The sequence below is a fragment of the Campylobacter hominis ATCC BAA-381 genome (genome assembly GCF_000017585.1).
Lineage (GTDB): Bacteria > Campylobacterota > Campylobacteria > Campylobacterales > Campylobacteraceae > Campylobacter_B > Campylobacter_B hominis.
This window is the reverse complement of sequence record NC_009714.1, coordinates 272,919-290,460: the sequence shown is the minus strand read 5'-3', so window position 1 is coordinate 290,460 and position 17,542 is coordinate 272,919. Positions and strand designations below refer to the sequence as shown.

At 31.4% G+C, this 17,542-nt stretch carries 12 protein-coding genes and 1 tRNA gene; 6 read left to right on the top strand and 7 right to left on the bottom strand.

The features are described from left to right. Window positions 1-4: 4 nt before the first annotated feature. The 6 genes from mqnP to CHAB381_RS01560 form a co-directional block, all read right to left on the bottom strand. The gene (mqnP, locus tag CHAB381_RS01585) at window positions 5-877 is read right to left on the bottom strand and encodes a menaquinone biosynthesis prenyltransferase MqnP (RefSeq protein WP_012108208.1); all 873 of its coding nucleotides are present in this window, start codon (window positions 875-877) and stop codon (window positions 5-7) included. Between the two features lie 100 nt (window positions 878-977). After that, complete coding sequence (locus CHAB381_RS01580) at window positions 978-1,625, bottom strand: ferritin family protein (RefSeq protein WP_012108207.1); 648 nt, start codon at window positions 1,623-1,625, stop codon at window positions 978-980. A 29-nt stretch (window positions 1,626-1,654) separates the two neighbouring features. Then, a complete protein-coding gene (locus CHAB381_RS01575) occupies window positions 1,655-2,398 on the bottom strand; it encodes an EI24 domain-containing protein (protein WP_012108206.1) in 744 nt (247 codons plus the stop codon). Continuing rightward, window positions 2,395-4,836 (bottom strand): efflux RND transporter permease subunit, encoded by a 2,442-nt coding sequence (locus tag CHAB381_RS01570; protein ID WP_012108205.1) that lies wholly within the window; start codon window positions 4,834-4,836, stop codon window positions 2,395-2,397. Before CHAB381_RS01570 ends, CHAB381_RS01575 begins: the two co-directional genes overlap by 4 nt. Next, window positions 4,833-5,420, bottom strand: coding sequence for a Tgt2/MlaC family protein (locus tag CHAB381_RS01565; RefSeq protein ID WP_012108204.1), 588 nt, complete (start codon window positions 5,418-5,420; stop codon window positions 4,833-4,835). Before CHAB381_RS01565 ends, CHAB381_RS01570 begins: the two co-directional genes overlap by 4 nt. Window position 5,421: 1 nt before the next feature. Continuing rightward, window positions 5,422-6,114, bottom strand: a complete 693-nt coding sequence (locus tag CHAB381_RS01560) for an MlaA family lipoprotein (protein WP_012108203.1) — start codon at window positions 6,112-6,114, stop codon at window positions 5,422-5,424. Between the two features lie 152 nt (window positions 6,115-6,266). Between CHAB381_RS01560 and CHAB381_RS01555 the strand changes: the two genes are divergently transcribed. From CHAB381_RS01555 to CHAB381_RS01530, 6 genes are all read left to right on the top strand, one after another. Then, window positions 6,267-7,052: a TOBE domain-containing protein gene (locus tag CHAB381_RS01555; RefSeq protein WP_012108202.1), complete on the top strand. Its 786-nt coding sequence runs from the start codon at window positions 6,267-6,269 to the stop codon at window positions 7,050-7,052. A 20-nt stretch (window positions 7,053-7,072) separates the two neighbouring features. Further along, entirely contained in the window at window positions 7,073-7,813 is a 741-nt protein-coding gene (modA, locus tag CHAB381_RS01550; protein WP_012108201.1) for a molybdate ABC transporter substrate-binding protein, read from the top strand. Beyond that, window positions 7,803-8,195, top strand: a complete 393-nt coding sequence (locus CHAB381_RS01545; RefSeq protein ID WP_012108200.1) for a TOBE domain-containing protein — start codon at window positions 7,803-7,805, stop codon at window positions 8,193-8,195. Before modA ends, CHAB381_RS01545 begins: the two co-directional genes overlap by 11 nt. Beyond that, the gene (locus CHAB381_RS01540) at window positions 8,192-9,046 is read left to right on the top strand and encodes an ABC transporter ATP-binding protein (RefSeq protein WP_012108199.1); all 855 of its coding nucleotides are present in this window, start codon (window positions 8,192-8,194) and stop codon (window positions 9,044-9,046) included. Before CHAB381_RS01545 ends, CHAB381_RS01540 begins: the two co-directional genes overlap by 4 nt. A 196-nt stretch (window positions 9,047-9,242) precedes the next feature. Beyond that, entirely contained in the window at window positions 9,243-9,932 is a 690-nt protein-coding gene (gene modB, locus CHAB381_RS01535; protein WP_012108197.1) for a molybdate ABC transporter permease subunit, read from the top strand. Between the two features lie 35 nt (window positions 9,933-9,967). Next, window positions 9,968-10,065: transfer RNA gene (locus tag CHAB381_RS01530), tRNA-Sec, on the top strand. A 251-nt stretch (window positions 10,066-10,316) separates the two neighbouring features. Here CHAB381_RS01530 and CHAB381_RS01525 read toward each other — a convergent pair. After that, window positions 10,317-17,345, bottom strand: a complete 7,029-nt coding sequence (locus tag CHAB381_RS01525) for an autotransporter outer membrane beta-barrel domain-containing protein (RefSeq protein WP_012108196.1) — start codon at window positions 17,343-17,345, stop codon at window positions 10,317-10,319. Window positions 17,346-17,542: the final 197 nt, after the last annotated feature.

The window sequence follows — 17,542 nt, the reverse complement described above, 5'->3', positions numbered from 1 at the left end:
CCCCTTAATTCCACAAATCAATAAAAATAAAAACAAAAAACATTATACCTAAATAGCCGTTTAATGTAAAAAATGCTCTATCAATTTTACTAAAATCTTTGCGAACTATTCTATGCTCTTTCACCAAAATAAGTGCGGAGATAATAATGCCCGAATACGCCCAAAATCCAAGACCTGCCGCTCCTGCATAAAACAACCAGAAAAGAACGGTAACTGCGTGAAATAAAGCTGAAATAAATAAACTTGCATTTTCTCCGTAAATTGATGGAATACTGTAAAGCCCGGCTTTACGATCATAATCTATATCCTGTAAAGAATACAGAATATCAAATCCGCCAACCCAAAAAGCTGAAGCACAAGCTAAAAGCAAGGACCAAAGCGGAATATATCCAAGAACGGCAATAGCACCTGCAAGCGGCGCAAGAGCCGAACAAACCCCGAGCATAATGTGAGCTGTAGAAGAAAAGCGTTTAAAAAACGAATAAATAAATAGTAAAAATAAAAAAACAAATGAAAGTTTAAAGGCAAGTGAATTTATGAAATATGATACAACCACAAAAAATATGCCGTTTAAAACAATAAACAAAATTAAATTTCCGTGCCCTATTCTGCCATCTACACTGGGACGATTTGCGCAGCGCGGATTTGGACGATCTATATCTTCATCGATCAGACGGTTGCACGCCATAGCAAAATTTCGCGCACTTACAGCGCATAAAATTCCTAAAATCAAAAGTTTAAAACCGAACCACATAGAGTTATTTAAAATTTTGGAAGCTGTAATCATAGCGGTAAAAATAAATGTAAGCGAAAAAATAGAGTGTTTAAAAACGATAAGCTCGCTTATATCACATAAAATTTGCTTAAATTTTCCCATTCTTTTCCTTTAAAAATGGTAATTCTAGCATATTTTTGATTATATATTTATAAATAAAAAAGGCGGAATTTTAAAATTCCGCCATATATAACTTGAAATTTCAGCCTAAATATTCACGTTTGAAGAATTCTCTAGGATGTTTGCAAACCGGGCAAGCTCCTGGAGCTTTTTTACCGCGATGAACATAACCGCATTTTCTGCAAACCCATGCTTGATTTGCATCTTCGTCGTTGAAAAATGCGTCTTTTTCATACATTTCTTTTAGCTCTAAATATTCTCTTTCGTGTTCTGTTTCCACTTTTGAAATATTTTTAAACAATGTAGCGACATCTTTCATGCCTTCTTCTTCCGCGATTTTAGCAAAATTAGGATACATAGTTGTATGCTCGTAGTTTTCGCCGTTAGCGGCATCCACTAGATTTTCAACCATATCATCAAGCGGTTTTTTTGTAAGTTCGCAATATTTTTGAAATTCCATTCTTGCATGTTTTTTCTCATTATCCGCAGCTTCGTGGAAATGATCCGCAATTGCTTTAAAACCGGCTTTGTCCGCTATATCTCCGTATAAATCATATTTATTTCTTGCTTGAGATTCGCCGGCGAAAGCTTTCATCAAATTGACCTCGGTAAGGTTTTTTGTAATGCATTCCATTTCAACTCCGCAACAGGTCAGTTTACCGCCGCCAACATTTTGAACTTCTACGACATTGCCGCATTTTAGGCATTTATAAACTTCGTATTGTCTCATTTTTTGTCCTTTCACTAAAAATTTTATTATTATATATCCTTTAGTCTTAAAAAATAATTTTTTTCGTTTGACATAACTAAATGAGAAAGAAAAATTACAAAAAACAGTTGTGCGAAAAATCCTACAAGCGGAATTAAACAAAGAATATAAAAAATAGAGCAGACGCCCAAAAATTTATATCCTCCGCCCTTGCGATAAAAAATTTTAAAATTTAATTCATCAAGCGTATTCGAACCGATATCTATCAGCAGAAATTTATAATAAAGATAAAAAAGCGGAACATTTATAATAAATAAATTTATAATCGGAACAAAAAGTAATGGCAAACAAATAATGAAAATTCCGCAAAATTTTAAAATTTCAATAATTGAAATTTTAAGCGCTTTTAATGCTGAAATTTCGCTATTTCGCACTCTACGATAATATTTTTCATTTAAATCATTTACAATTACAGGCGTTAAAAATCCTGCCACGATGCTCGCTACAAAAACGGACAAAATCAAAACAAAAAATGCTCCAAGCGTATAAAAAATAAATCCGACGAGCCATTTAATCGCCGTATAAGATAGAATTTCAGCAATAAGCGGATATTTATTTAAAAATGAAAAATCGCCGCTGTCAATGCTTTTAGCCAAAGCATCCAAAAGCTCATTTCCACCTAAATACAAAAAAACGCCGAATAGAACAATACAAACAATTAACGGTATAATAGAAAGCGCGATATATTTTTTACTTAAAAAATCTTTTATGCTGAGTTTTAAAATTTGAATCAAATTTTTATCCGTTTTGTGCTTAAGATCATTGCCGGCAAAATTATCAAAGCTCCAAGTAAAAGTAAAATCATAATCAGATCAATCAAAATTCCGAAATAAATCGTAGGCCAGAAGTTGCTTAAAACCATGACCGAAAAACCGAGCACAATGGCAAAAGATGTATAATACATCGCATATCCTATGCTTTTATGACTTGCCATAACAGCTTTATCCGCATCTTTCAAAAATTTAAACTCACGTTTATAACGGAATATATAATGAATCACGTCATCCACGCCGATTCCTATAGAAATAGCCGCAATCGTAATTCCCATAATATCAAGCGGAATTCCTGCCAATCCCATAATTCCGAAACCAAGAGATAACGGAATTAAATTTACTAAAATTGCAATTATTGAAAATTTTAAACTTCTAAAAATTATAATAAAAACGCCGAAAAGCACCAAAAGTGTAAATCCTAAAGTTCCTATTTGAGAATGGATAAGAGAGCTCAATACATTATTGTAAAGCACCATAAGTCCACTTATTTGAATATCCACATCATCATTTTTAGTTATCTCTTCAAGATCTTTTTGTAAACTGTTTAAAAACTCGCCTCTACGAAGCGATTTATCACTGTCAAGGGTTCTGATTGCAAAATGCGCTTCATTATTTTCTATGCTTATATAAGGATTTAACACGATATCTTTGTAATTTTGCGGCAATTCATTATACATAACGGCAAGCATAAAAATATCAAGCGGTTTTCCGTCATTCAGCATTTTGCCGATTTTCAACAAACTTGCAAGCGAACCGACATGTCCTACAAACTCACGTTTAGCCAAAAAATCGTGAATTTTAGTTATAACGGCCATTTTAGTATTGTCAAACCAATATTTAGGATCATTCGCACTTTCTTTAAATTCGCTTTCAAACTCACTTAACGGATCATTTTCATCTATATCATGGCTGGCATTATTTTTAAATTTCACAACGATATCAAGCGGCACGGTTCCGCCTAAATCTTTATCGATAACGGCCATTCCTTTGTAAATTTCGGTATTCGATTTAAAATATCCTATAAAACTGTTTTCAACTTTAAGTTTTGAAATTCCATAAATTCCAAAAACTACGCAAAACGCGCAAACTGTATAAATTACGCCGCGATGTTTTAGTGCTGAATTTGCACAAATTTCAGTAAATTTAAATCCTTCTTCAAAAATTCTGACTATTTTTCTTTTTTTTGCTATACTCATTACACTTCCGAATACGCCGAATGCGACAACTAAAGAAAGTAAAATTCCGACGCTCATCATAATTCCAAGCATAATTACAGGTTTTATATCGCAAAAAATAAGTGAAAAAAAGCCGACTATCGTGGTAAAAATCGCAAAAAAACAAGGAACGAAGCGATCTTTCAGCGCAACATAAACGATTTGTTTTTGCGTAAAATGGGCAAATTTCTGCGCATATTCGCGGTAAGCTACGATTAAGTGAATAGTAACCGAAACGGTTATTATAAGCTGCAAAGCGATATAATTTGAACTGATTACGGTAATTTCAAAACCTAAAAATCCGAAAAGCCCGCTTGCTGTGATTACGCTTACAACGCACACCAAAATAGGCAAAAATACAAACTCAAGCTGTCTGAAAAATATCCAAAAACATAATAAAAGCAATCCGAAACTGCTTACACCGTAAATCGCCACATCGTTTTTGACAAAGTTTATCATATCGTCCGCGATCATATTTATTCCACCCAAAAACAGATCGTTTTTAGAATTTTGCTTTATTATGTTTTTTATTTTTTCAAGATCTTCATGTTCTTGTAATCTAACTGTATCTCTATAAATTTTAAATTCGCTATTTAACTTATCAAGCGCGATTTTCTGCTCGTTTGTAGTTAAATTTTGTTCTAAGTTTGCACGTTTTTTCTGGAAATTTTCATATGTAAAATTTTGCTTCAAATTAATTACAATAGCCGTAGTTTTAAAATCTTTACTGACAAGATTTGAAGCATAAAAAGGATTTATTTTAAACTCTTCTTTAGCGGCACTTAAATTTACGTCTTTATCGTTTAAAGTCGGTACATGCTTCACAAGTTCGGTAATTGGCTGTTTTTTATTTAAAAGAAGAGGAACATTTGTGATATTTAAAACATCTTCCACGAAGTCAAATTTTTCAATTTCACTTGAAATTTTGCGAATTTTATTTAAATTTTTTTCACTGAAAAGATCGTCTTTTGGCGAAAATGCGATTATTAAAAAATTCGGCGTAGCGTAGCGTTTTGATACATCGCGCCAAATTTGTAAATCTTTATCATTTTCCAAAAGCAGACTTTCACTGCTTGCATCAATTTCAAGTTTTGCAGAGCCGAAACCCAAAATCACTGAAGCTATAATAAAAAAGCCAAGAGTGATTTTTGGAAACGTGACTATTAAGCGGAAAATATGTTTCATTTATCCTCAGGCAGATTCGCATTATTTAAGCGATCTAAAATTTCATTAAAACTTAGAGCGCCATCGCCAAATTGCGAACGATATGTTTGAACGATCGAAACTCCTAAAATATCGACATCATAAACGCGCCAGTTGTCAGATTTATCCGGGAAAAATTTAAAAACTACTGAATAATTTTTATCCTCTCCTATGATTTGCGTTTCCAAATTCAATCTGTTGCTTTTCGGTTTGTTTGTTCCTAAAACCTTCATATCCTGATTTGTATAAAGAGCCAATTTATCTATAAATGAGCTTTTCAATCTTTTTTCAAATGCGCTGAAAAATTGTGATTTTTGGCTATCATTCAAGGATTTAAGGTGTTTACCGAGCGAAATTTTAGCAATTGTAACGTAATCGAAGTATTCATCAAAAAGTGCGAAAATTTTTGCAGGTTTCTCATCTTTTGCGATACTTTCATTTCTTAAAATCGAAACTGCCTCTTCCACTTTTCCGCTCATTACGGGCGCAATTTCATTTTCACTTAAAGCGGCAGCATTAACTGCAAAAAATATGGCAAACGCGCATAAAATTTTTAAAATTTTCATTTTATTCCTTTATCAAATAATTTCTTCGTTGCTCATAAGTATCACGTAAAAACGGATATAAATCAACGGCGTCTTTTTTTAGATTTCTATAAAATAGCGGATCTATAGAAAAATCATTCAATTTATATCCGACAGATACACCAATTCTTGTCGCGTCATCTTCTATATAATTTACCGGATTTGAAAAATAATCTCCAACAAGACCGAAAGTATCGCGCAAATTTGACGGGCCGATAATCGGCCATACAATATGCGGACCGGCAGGAATTCCCCAATATCCAAGCGTTTGACCGAAATCTTCATCATGACGCGGAATATTAAAATGCATACTTGCCGCATCGCTCATACCCGCAAATCCGATTGTAGTATTTATCAAAAATCTTTTAGTTTCATCCCAAGAGTTGTTGAATTTTCCCTGTAAAAGATTATTTACAAGCCTGACCGGATAAAGCACGTTGTGAAAAAAATTACTAAATGCTCCTTGAATAGGATCGGGCATTATATAATCATATCCTTGTAAGACAGGCGTAAAAGCATAATCCCAGACAATATCGTTAAATCCTGTCATAAAACGGTTGTATCCTGAAAGCGGATCGAAAACCTCTTTTTCTTCAAATTCATTTTCAAAATCGCTCATATCTTCGCAAAAAGCGAAAACACTAAAAAAACAGCTCAAAATTACCAGTTTTCTCACTATTTTACCTCTAAATTTAAATTAAAAAATTATTTTTTATAAAACTATAAATTTTACAAATTTTAGACTTTAAACTTTATAAATTTTACTTTGTAAGCTAAAAATTTAATTTTTATGTGTAAAATTAAATGAAAATTTTTAAGGAGTATATTTTGAAATTCAATGCAGATGTTGAAATTTTTGTCAGTGAAAATGAAAAACTTTCAAATAAACACATAAAACTATTAAAAGCGGTTGCCGAAACAAGAAGTATCACTAGAGCAGCCGCTAAAGTCGGTATCTCATACAAAAATGCATGGGATAGCCTAAATTACATAGATACCATTTCTCCGCAAAAAATGGTAATTCGAGAAGAACACAGTAAAAAAAGCGGAAGCAAACTGAGCGATTACGCCACAAAACTGATAGAAACTTATGATAGGATAAAATTTATAGAACAAAAAATTTTAGATAACTTGGAAAATATTGATTTGGAAAACTTCACGGATTTACCGAATTTAAGGAGAATGAGTATGAAACTTAGTGCAAGAAATCAACTTTTAGTAAAAATAAAAGATGTAAAAAAAGGTGCTGTAAATACGCAAATCGTAGCCGAACTTGATAGCGGTGATACTATGCGCTCTATAATCACGCAACAATCAGCAAGTGAATTGAATATAAAAGCAGGCGATGAGGCGAAATTTATTTTTAAAGCGCCAAGCGTAATTGTAGGCAAAGATGACGGCAAAGATTTAAAAATAAGCGCTGCAAATCAAATAAAAGGCGTGATAAAAAATATAGATATCGGTTCAGTAAATGCCGAAATCATAATTGATATAAAAGGAAATCAAAATATAGTGGCGATTATCACAAAAGAAAGCGTTTCCAATATGAAACTTCAAAAAGGTGATAAAGTCGTTGCTGTGATAAAAGCAAGTTCAATTATGGTAGGAATTTAAAAATTTTATAAGGAGTAAAAATGAAAAAACTTATTTTTGCGTTATTTTTTGCGCTCGGTCTGAATGCAGGCGAATTGAATGTAGCAGCTGCGGCAAATGTTACATATCCTATAGAAGATATAAAAGCGGAATTTGCAAAACTGCACCCTGACATACAACTTAATATAAGCCTTGGAGCCAGTGGTAATTTTGCTGCACAAATACGAAATGGCGCACCGTTTGACGTATTTTTAGCAGCAAATATGAAATACGCCGACGATCTTTTTAAAGAGGGATTTGCCGTTGAAGCTGCAAAAATATATGCGAACGGAAAATTGGCACTATTTTCAGCACGCGATTTTGATCTCAGCAAAGGACTTGAAATTTTAAAAGACGATAAAGTAAAGACAATCACGATTGCAAATCCGAAAACAGCGCCTTACGGTGTTGCCAGCATGCAAGCTTTTGAAAAAACAGGCATTTTGAATGATATAAAACCTAAAATCATCGAAGCGAAAAGTATAGGAGATGCGCTAAATCAAGCAATCAATGCAAGTGATGTAGGATTGGTAGCAGCAAGCTCTATGTTTTCTAAAAAAACTGCCGAATACAAGGAAGATAAAAATTTCGTTTTGGTAGATAAATCACTTTACGACCCTATTTCTCAAGGAATAGTTATCTTGAAAAAAGCTGAAAAAAATACCGATGCGAAAGCATTTTATGATTTTATACTAAGTGATAAATGCAAAGAAATTTTCCGCAAATACGGATATGAAATTTAATGCAAAAATAACTGAAATTCGCCAAAATTCAGGCGTTTGTTTTATAAAATTCAACTCCGATTTCGGCGAATTCGCTATGCTAGGTCTTGAAATTCCAAACGGAATTTCAAACGATAAAGAAGCGGTTTTAAATTTTAAAAGCAGCGACGTTATAATATCGCGCGAAAAACTGCAAAATTGCTCTCTTACAAATGAAATAAAAGCAGAAATTTCAGATATTAGAAAAGATGAAATTTTGGCTTGCATAAGATTGAAAATTAAAAATTTTATTTTCGAAAGTATCATTTCCGCAAACTCGGCAAATCGTTTAAAATTGGCAATAGGAGATGAAATTTTTGCATATATAAAAGCTACATCACTATTTATAGAAAGCATTAAATGATAAAATTTAATTGCAATAAAAAAATCAGTGAAAATTTTGAAATAAATGCAAATTTTGAAATACAAAACGGAAAATTCGTCTGTTTGCATGGCAAAAGCGGCAGCGGTAAAACTACAATTTTAAGACTGATTGCCGGATTTATAAAAGCAGATAGCGGCGAAATTTCAGTTGATGATGAAATTTTTCAAAATAACAATAAATTTTTAGCACCGCAAAAGCGAAATATCGGCTTTTTATTTCAAGATTATGCGCTTTTTGAAAATTTAAGCGTTATAAAAAATTTGCTTTTTGCCAAAAAAGATGAAGCTCTTGCGCGCGAAATGTTATCTCTTGTAGAACTTGAAAATCATGCAAATGCAAGAATCAGTGAGCTTTCAGGCGGTCAAAAACAGCGCGTCGCTTTAGCAAGAGCTCTTATGCGAAAACCGAAAATTTTGCTGCTTGACGAACCGCTTTCCGCGCTTGATCCGCAAATCAGATCAAAATTACAGGATTTTTTAATTAAAGTTCATAAAAATTTTAAAATTACAATAATCTTAGTAAGCCACGATATAAGCGAAATTTACAAACTTTGTGAAGTTGTTTTTGAAATAGAAAACGGGCGTATAGTAAAAAGCGGATCGCCAAGTGAAATTTTCCTGAAAACAAGCGGTTCACAAAAATTTTCATTTCCGGCTCGGATTTTGGAAATCCGTCAAAACGGTGCGATTTTCGTAGCTGTTGTTGGATTTGCAAACCAAATCAGCGAAATCGTATTAAGCCCTGCCGAAGCTGATAAACTACAAACAAATGACAATGTCATAATTTCATCAAAAGCTTTCGGTCTACATTTAAAAAAGGCGGAAATATGATTATAGCGACTGTTTCAGGATTAACAAAAAAATCCGTTTTTGTAAAATTTATATTTTGAGATATGACAAAAATGTTAAAATTTGCTTTATTAGACGGTTACGGTATAAAATTTATAATTAAATCAATCAAAAAAAATATAGAATATATATTGAAATTTATAAATTTTAAGACACAAAAAATAATTTTGGAAGCAATATGAACGAGTTTTTGCAAACTTTAAAAGCGCTTGATTTAGCTCCTTTCGTGCTTTCACTGAAACTTGCAGGCATTACTACGTTAATTTTATTTTTTTTGGTTTTGCCGCTTGCATATTTTTTATCTACGCATGAATTCAAAGGACGCGCCACAATTGAAACACTTGCAAATCTGCCTTTAGTTTTGCCGCCTTCGGTTCTCGGTTTTTATCTTTTGATTTTTCTTTCACCTTATTCATTTTTCGGTGAATTTATAGAAAAAACTCTTGGACTTCGCTTGGTTTTTAATTTTTACGGCTTAGTTATTGCAAGTTGTATTTATTCTTTGCCGTTTATGCTAAATCCTTTAATTTCGGGCTTTCGCTCTATGCCTAAAAATTTAGTCGAAGCAAGCTATTCTCTTGGAAAAGGCAAAATTTATACGCTTTTTCACGTTTCACTTCCTGCAATAAAACCATCTTTATTAAGCGCGCTTGTAATAAGTTTTGCTCACACTATGGGAGAGTTCGGCGTTGTGCTTATGATAGGCGGAAGTGTAAGCAGCGAAACAAAAGTCGCAAGCATTGCAATTTATGAATACGTGGAAATTCTTGATTATAAAAATGCGCATATTTATTCAGGAATAATGCTCTTAATCAGTTTTTTTGTACTATTCCTGGTTTATAAATTTAATTCTAAAATAAAAAATTAACTAAAACAGAGTATAATTTTACAAATTTTTTAAATGGAGAGTAAGTCGTGCCGGTGGCGATCGCGGACTTCAAATCCGATGAAAGGGCGGTTGACCGTTCTTTGGGGGGTTCGATTCCCTCACTCTCTCGCCAAAATTCATATTTATATTTTTACTTTGTTTTATTGTTTTTAAATAAAATCAATATTAAAAAAATAATTTCAAGCAGTTTTTAAAGCAAAAGGCATTGATATAAATTTATTTTAAATTCTGTTAACGATAATAAAAATATTTTAAATTTTACAAATATTTAAAAAAATAAGATTGAAATTTCAAAGGCTTGATTAAACTTTAAGCCTTTGAAATTTTATAAGCCTAAAAATTTCATTTCAAGCCTTTAATTTTTTAAAACTTAATTCTTAAATCAAGCCCTATAAATCTATCTTTAAATTGAGTTTGATATCCACCTTTTAAAGATGCACCGAAATTTCCATTTTCGTATTTGCCTACAAGTGTAAATTCTGCACCTTTATCTTCCTTATCCTCTTTTGGAAGTGAAAAATAGCTGTTTGTATCTTTAAATCTTGCCAAGTTATTTGCTCTGTTTATCTTGCCGAATTCTTTATAAATTCTACTATCAAGAAGTATATTAAAATATGAATTCTCATCAAGCAAATGTGTATATCCAAGCTCAACTCCAAGATTTGGTCTGATACTATAATAATCTTTTGAATTAACATCTAAAAGAAGCGTATTGCCGCTTTTTTCTTTTATGTTTTCTATAATTCCATATCCTAAATCAACTCCTGTATATGGCGAAATTTTAAAACCTGAATCGAATTTATACTCTTTATAGAAGCTGTTTTTGACATCAAAGCCTAATGTATAATATTTAGATTTTGCCCAAAAGTCTTTATCTAAAGTATATCTTTTCATCTCTCTTGTGCTTCCTGTAGCAGATATTTTTAAAAGATGATTTATCTCTTCGTTTAAAACTTTTCTATCGACATAATATCCGATTTGTGCTGTTAATGCGTCTTCTTTTGATTTATAATCGTTGTTAAACTCATATCTTTCTTTGGCGATTCCTCCAAAAACTCCATTTGAAGTTCCATCCATTTGAAGATCGAAGTTATTTAGCACAAATAGACCGTAAGCATTCTTATCATATCCCAAAACTCCATCTACTCTTTGATTTCGTTTAGTATTTGCACCAAAAACTTTAAATTTGGTTGTGTCTGTAGTGTTTGTATCCCAACGCATCAAATCATTAAATTCTCTATCATAAATATCAGCAGATGAGTAAGCTCTGGTTTGAGTTGATGCATATTCAAAACCACCTAAACTTTTTAAATTTTTATGAAGTTTAAATTCTTCATTTTTTCCAAGTAGGTTAAGTTTATTAAATATCTTTTTATCGTTGCTTCCAACTATGGCTTTTTCATATTTCTTGTCAAGTGCAATATATAAATCTTTATATTTACTATCTTTTTTTATGAAATTTACATAAGGAATTTTTGACATCACAAAACTCTTTATTTTGTGATTGTTTTTAGCATTTTTATCAAAAGTAGCAAATGCCTGCCAAGTTAAAGATCCTGAATAAACAGCTTTTATAGCTGTTGATTTGTCAAGCTCATCTATGAAAGGCTTCATCAGACTTTGATCTAAGTTTATAACTTTTTTGTTTGTATAGTTTGCTGCTTCAGCACCTACATAAAGGATGATTTTATCATTTTTGCTTAGGTTATCAAGTCCTTTTATAGGTTTTGTCAAATTTACGCCTGAAGTATCCGCATACATTGCCACGATATTCTTTTTAACTCTTTTTTCTTTGCTTTTGTTATCTAAATTTTTAGGAATCTCAATATTTGTTGTTTTGTTTGATAAACTTAGATCCAAATTATTAGCAATTTGTGACTTTGATAATTTTACAGAATTTTCAGTATTGTAAGTTTCATTGTCATATTTTATATTAAAATCTTCAAAATCTTTAGTATTTTTATTAACCGCTATATCAACACCTTTAAATTTATCCTTATGAACTTCGTTTGGACGAAAAGAAGCAATACCTGGAAGTGCAATATCTATTTCTTCATCATCTTTTACTACGCTTTTTGAATTTCCAATTATTTTAATTTCGCCTCTATTTTTAAAATACGAACCATTTACCATATAAACACCAACTGAATTATCAGCGTTTAAAGTTATTTTGCCTGTATTGTCGATTACTGAATTATTAGCGTAAATTCCAATTGAGTTTTGAGCGTTTACATTTATATCTCCGCTATTTTTAATATTGGCAAATTTAGCATACATTCCTATTTGGTTGTTTGCATTTAAGTTTATTACTCCATCGTTTGTTAAAACCGCTTTATTTGTAGATGTGCCTATGCCATACATTCCAACTTCATACTCTTTATTTAAATTTATAGTTCCTGTATTTTTTATGTTTTTCCCCATCAATGCAGCTGAAAATTTATCATTTTCTCCTTTTGAGCTTAGGTTTATAACACCTTCATTTAAGATATTTTTTGCAAAAATTCCAACTGAACTATCGCCTAGTAAAGAGATATTGCCTTTATTTGTGGCTTCGTTTTTTGTATAAATTCCAATTGAGTTTTCCTTATTAAGTAAAATTTTATTTAAATTTGAAATCTTTGCATCTTCATCGCTAAACATTCCAGCGCCCTGACTGTTTGCTAAAATTTCACCACTATTTATTAAAGAGCCTTTTTTAGCATACATTCCAACACCGTTTTCACCATTTACATTTATTTTTCCGCTATTTGTGGCAGCTCCGTTTTTAATATACATAGCAACTGCGTTTTTATTTATATTTATTTCACCTTCATTTTGTAAATTTACATTTTTATTTTCTATGCCATACATTCCAACAGATTCATCATCTGTATTTATAGTGCCATTATTAATTGCAATTCCTGGTGAAAAAAGTGCAATCGCAGCTGAATAAATTTTATTGTCTTTATCGCTTTTTGCTACATTTATAGTGCCTTTGTTTGTTATGGTAATTGTTTTATTGTCACTGTCTTGAAGTGCTAGACCTATGCTTCCATAAGCTAACTCATCCATATTTATTTTTGAATTTGCTCCTAGACTTACATTTGTGCTACCTTCTGCTAAAACAGCGACATTATTTTTTCCTTTTAGGTTAAATGTTATATCATCAAAACTATAATTTGAAGGATTTCCTATAGATTTTAAATGCAAGGCTTTAGAGTTTTCACCATTTACATTAAATACCGAATTTTGCACTAAAGTTAGTTTATTTGCATTTTCTTTGCTATTTTCAAGGTATATAGCAGTTTGATTTTTGTCTGAAATTTCTGTGTTTTTTATATTATAATTTATATTGGTTTTATCACCACTTTTAGAGTATAAAATTATAGACTCATCACCTACACTTATTTCAGCATTTTCTTCTATATTTACAGCAGATGAGTTATTAGCATAAATTCCAACTGAATTTTTTCCTTTTAAGTCTATTGTTGAGCCGTTTTTTACATCTATATTTTTTCCACTTATTGCTGTAACTTTTGATGCATCTTTAGATGAGATTATTCTACCGCCATCTAAAAGCTGTGTAGAACTGTCATTATTAACCGATTTGTTAAGCATTCCGGCTGAGTGGTTTGAGTTTATATATATAAGTCCGCTATTTTTAAGAGTTGAGCTTGAGTTAATATTTTGTGTTTCATCTTGAAATTCTTTTCCATACATTGCAATGCTTGAGCTTGAGTTTTTATTTAAATTTATATTTCCTTTATTTATAAGTGTGGAATTTGAGCTTGCCATCGCCATAGAATTTGCAGCATTTACATTTATGTTTTTATTGTTTGTGCCTGTGTAAGAATTTTGGACTTTGTTGAAATTATTATCTACATAAATTCCAGCCGACCTCTCACCATTTACCACTATATCTCCATTATTTGTAATAAAGCCATTTAGTTTACTAGCTCCACCTATTTGATCTATAAAAGCCCTACTATAAGGCTTTGTATTTTGCGCATAAAGCATTGCTCCAATTGATAGAGAAGAGTTAGTTTGTATCGTGCCATCATTTGTCACATCAGAGCTTACCGCATAAATTCCAGTTGCATTTTTTGTATTACTGCTTCCAACTTTTATTGATGAGCTTTTATCTGTGTTTACCCTACCAAAGTCTATATATAGTCCAACTCCTGCTTCTTTTTGATCTTTGCTATTAACTATAACTTTGCTGTTATCTTTTAGAGTTATTGAAGTTTCATTTTTCTTTTTTGCGTTTGGTCCTGCAGATACTGCTATTGCAAATGGCTTACTCATTGAAAGATTTTTAAGTTCGGTTTCATCCATAATGGCTTTTACTGTTTTGCCACTATCAAGAGTTATATTTGCTCTTTGAATTTTTATATTTTTAGCAAAATTGAAAGCTATTTTTTCATCATTAGTTTGCATTTTTGAAATTTTATCGCCTTTTTTTCCAGCTAGGGATTTATCAATATCGCTATCTATAAGAAAATTTTCAAGTCCGTCAATTAATGCAAGTGTGGCTTTCGCACCATTTGGATCACTTCTGTCTATTTTATAACTAAAAGTTCCTACGCCGATAGTACCTTCGTCTTCGAGATTTAATGCACCGTCTTCATTATTAAAACGTGAGGAGCGTAAATCATTATAGTCTTTAATTGTAAAAAGATTCACCTTATCGCTTAAAGGTTTGATATTTACTTTTCCCATTAAGCCTTTGACATCATAAGTATTGTTTGCTTTGTCATAATCAAGCGCTATGCCGTATGAGTTTCCTTTAAGATTTATAGTGACTTTATTTAAGTCTATTTTAGCGTTTTTTTGACTTGAATATGTCGCATAGCTGTCGCCATTATAGTTTATAACTGCATTTTGAGCATTTATATATGAAGTGTTTCCTATAGAAGCAAGAGCTGATTTTAAGCCTGTAGCGTTGATAGTCGCGCCACTTAGGTCTATATGTCCGCCATTTCCAGCTGTTATGCCGACTCCATTACCATTTAAATTTACTGCTACTTTTTTTTCTATTTTTATTTGAGGTTGCGAATTTTGAGGATTTTGATTTGTGGGATTTAAAGAATTTGAAGCGTAAAATCCATTTGAGTTATCAGCTAAATACATATTTATATCCGAGCCATTTTTTATGGTAACTTTTGCATCATCACTATAAACTACGGCATTGCTAGTAATCAAGGAGTCTTCTTTACCGACATTTAATTTTCCTTGAAATTCTATTTCTCCCTGATCTGCAGCTAAAATAGCTTTATTATCAGTGCTATTTTCTCCTTCAAAGTCTTTTCCTGCGTTTATATTTATATCTCCGTTATATATTATTACGCTTGGATTATTTTGATCTTGCTTTGCATAAAGGGCAGCGTTATTTTTTCCACCATTTATATTGATGACATGATTGGTGCCGTTTTTAAAATTTTCCTTTATTTTATCAACTATTTTTTTATCAAAACTATCTTTTATTTTATCATCAGTAATATCATTTAAAAGTTTTATTGTTCCTCTTTTAGCATAAATTCCTATACCGTTTGTAGAGTTTGCATTTATCTGTATATCTGTTCTTACGAAATTATCCATAACTGAATTTTTAGAGTTTGGATTATATATCATTGCTATAGCATTATCTACTGATTCTTCATCATTGTCTGCTATATTGCTTTGAGGATCAAACCATATACCCTCTTCGTCATCTTCTTTAATATTTATTTCCTCCGGCACATCCCAGTCATCTTTTACTATTTTTGATTCATAAATATCAGTTTCGTTTCCTTTATCCCCGATTACTATTTTCATTGTACTAAAGCTTTTATTGCCTTCATTTAAAGCATCGTTTTCATTATAAAAGCCGATTGTTTTATCGCCTCTTAAGATAATCGGTTTAAAGGCATGAACATTCGATCCTGGTTGCAAATCTCCCCTATCCCCTGCGATCGCCATTCCTATGGAGTTTAATCCATTTAAAACAAAATTTCCATCATTTATAAAGCTTAATGTATTATAATTTAAATATTTTCCTTCACGTGCTGTAGCTAAATAGCCTACAGTATGCATACCAAATAGATTTATGTTTCCAGTGTTTGTATAAATGGCACTCGTATTTCCATTTGGAACATCGGGTGAGTGAAAAAATACTGCTGCTTTTTTATCCTCATCATCATCTCTTGGAAGCAAAACTATATCACCGCTGTTATTATAAATATGCAGCTTATCTGATGTACTATGGTTGACAACCATCATCAAAAAACCTTTAGCGGTTTCTCCTATTTCAGCTATTCCTTCATTTTCAAAATAAACTAAAGGAACTTTTGATTTATCCGTTTCCCGGTTTATCTTTAAAGCTTTAGGCATAAAATATGGTAAAGCTACATCTATAAGCTTACCTGTTGGATCTTTGTCTAATACTTCCTGATTTATCTCGGAAATATTTTTTTTCTTAAAATTATTATTTCCGTTCGTTTCTCCGACCACTGCAAAACCGAATTCATAGTTACAACATCCGGTATCAGTGTTATAGCTTTTTGAATCCATATAAATTTTTACATCTTTTTTAAATGTATTGTATGGAGCGGTTCTTAATGTGTATAAAAAATGCTTTTCATCATCGTTTGCGTAGAAAGTATCTTTTTCTTCGGAATCACCAATTGGTTGATTATAATTATTATAAAACAAAGGCATTGTAGCTTTGTAATCTTTTATCTTTAAAAAACCTTCTTTATACTTAGATGATATTTTTAAAAATACCCCTTTTTCTAATGTTACTTGAGAAAAATTTCCTTGATCACCTCCTTTGGTGTTTAAATAATAAGCATCACTGCTTAAAACGGCTCCCGAGCCTTTGATATTTATATTTACTTCATCTATATTTTTCGGTTTAGCTATATCCGGCATAGAGATTAGACCTACTGTTGGGATATTAAAAAGTGGATTTGTACTTTTTGCATTCGGTAACATATCTTTTAAATTCCAATCTTTATTTTCATAAGACGGTTTTTTTATACTTATATCTTTTTTTATATTTTCAGTATTAAAATTTGTGATTTCTAGCTCATTTCCGCCCATTTTGTTTTTAGCTAAAAAATGTGGAACTTCATAACCGCTGCCCAGTAAAAACTTTTCATTTTCAATTTCTGTAATATGTCTTTTTAAGAGATTTTTATCTATATAATCTCCGTTTTTAGTCTTTGTCGTTAAACCATCATGATTTGAACCATCTATATTATTAGAAAAAGAATTTGGACTTTTTTGTTTAAGCCATAGCCAATTTATGCCTATTTGATAGCTGTGATTATCATCAAGACCGGTTGTAAAGTGTGGTATAATGCTCTTTGCACTCAAACTCATCTGAGTTCCTAAAAGCAACACCAAAACTTTTAAAAAAATGTTTTTTTGCATAATTTTCCTTTCTTAAAAAATTTAATCTTAATTATACAACAAATTATATTATTTTTAAAATTATTATTTTTTTATTTTTTGAGAGTTTTTTTGCATATTTTTTTTAGATTATTAACATTTTAAAATAATTTCGCAAAAGTTATAAATAAAAATTTAATTTTATATAGCGGGCACGAATAGGAAATTTAAAAAATATA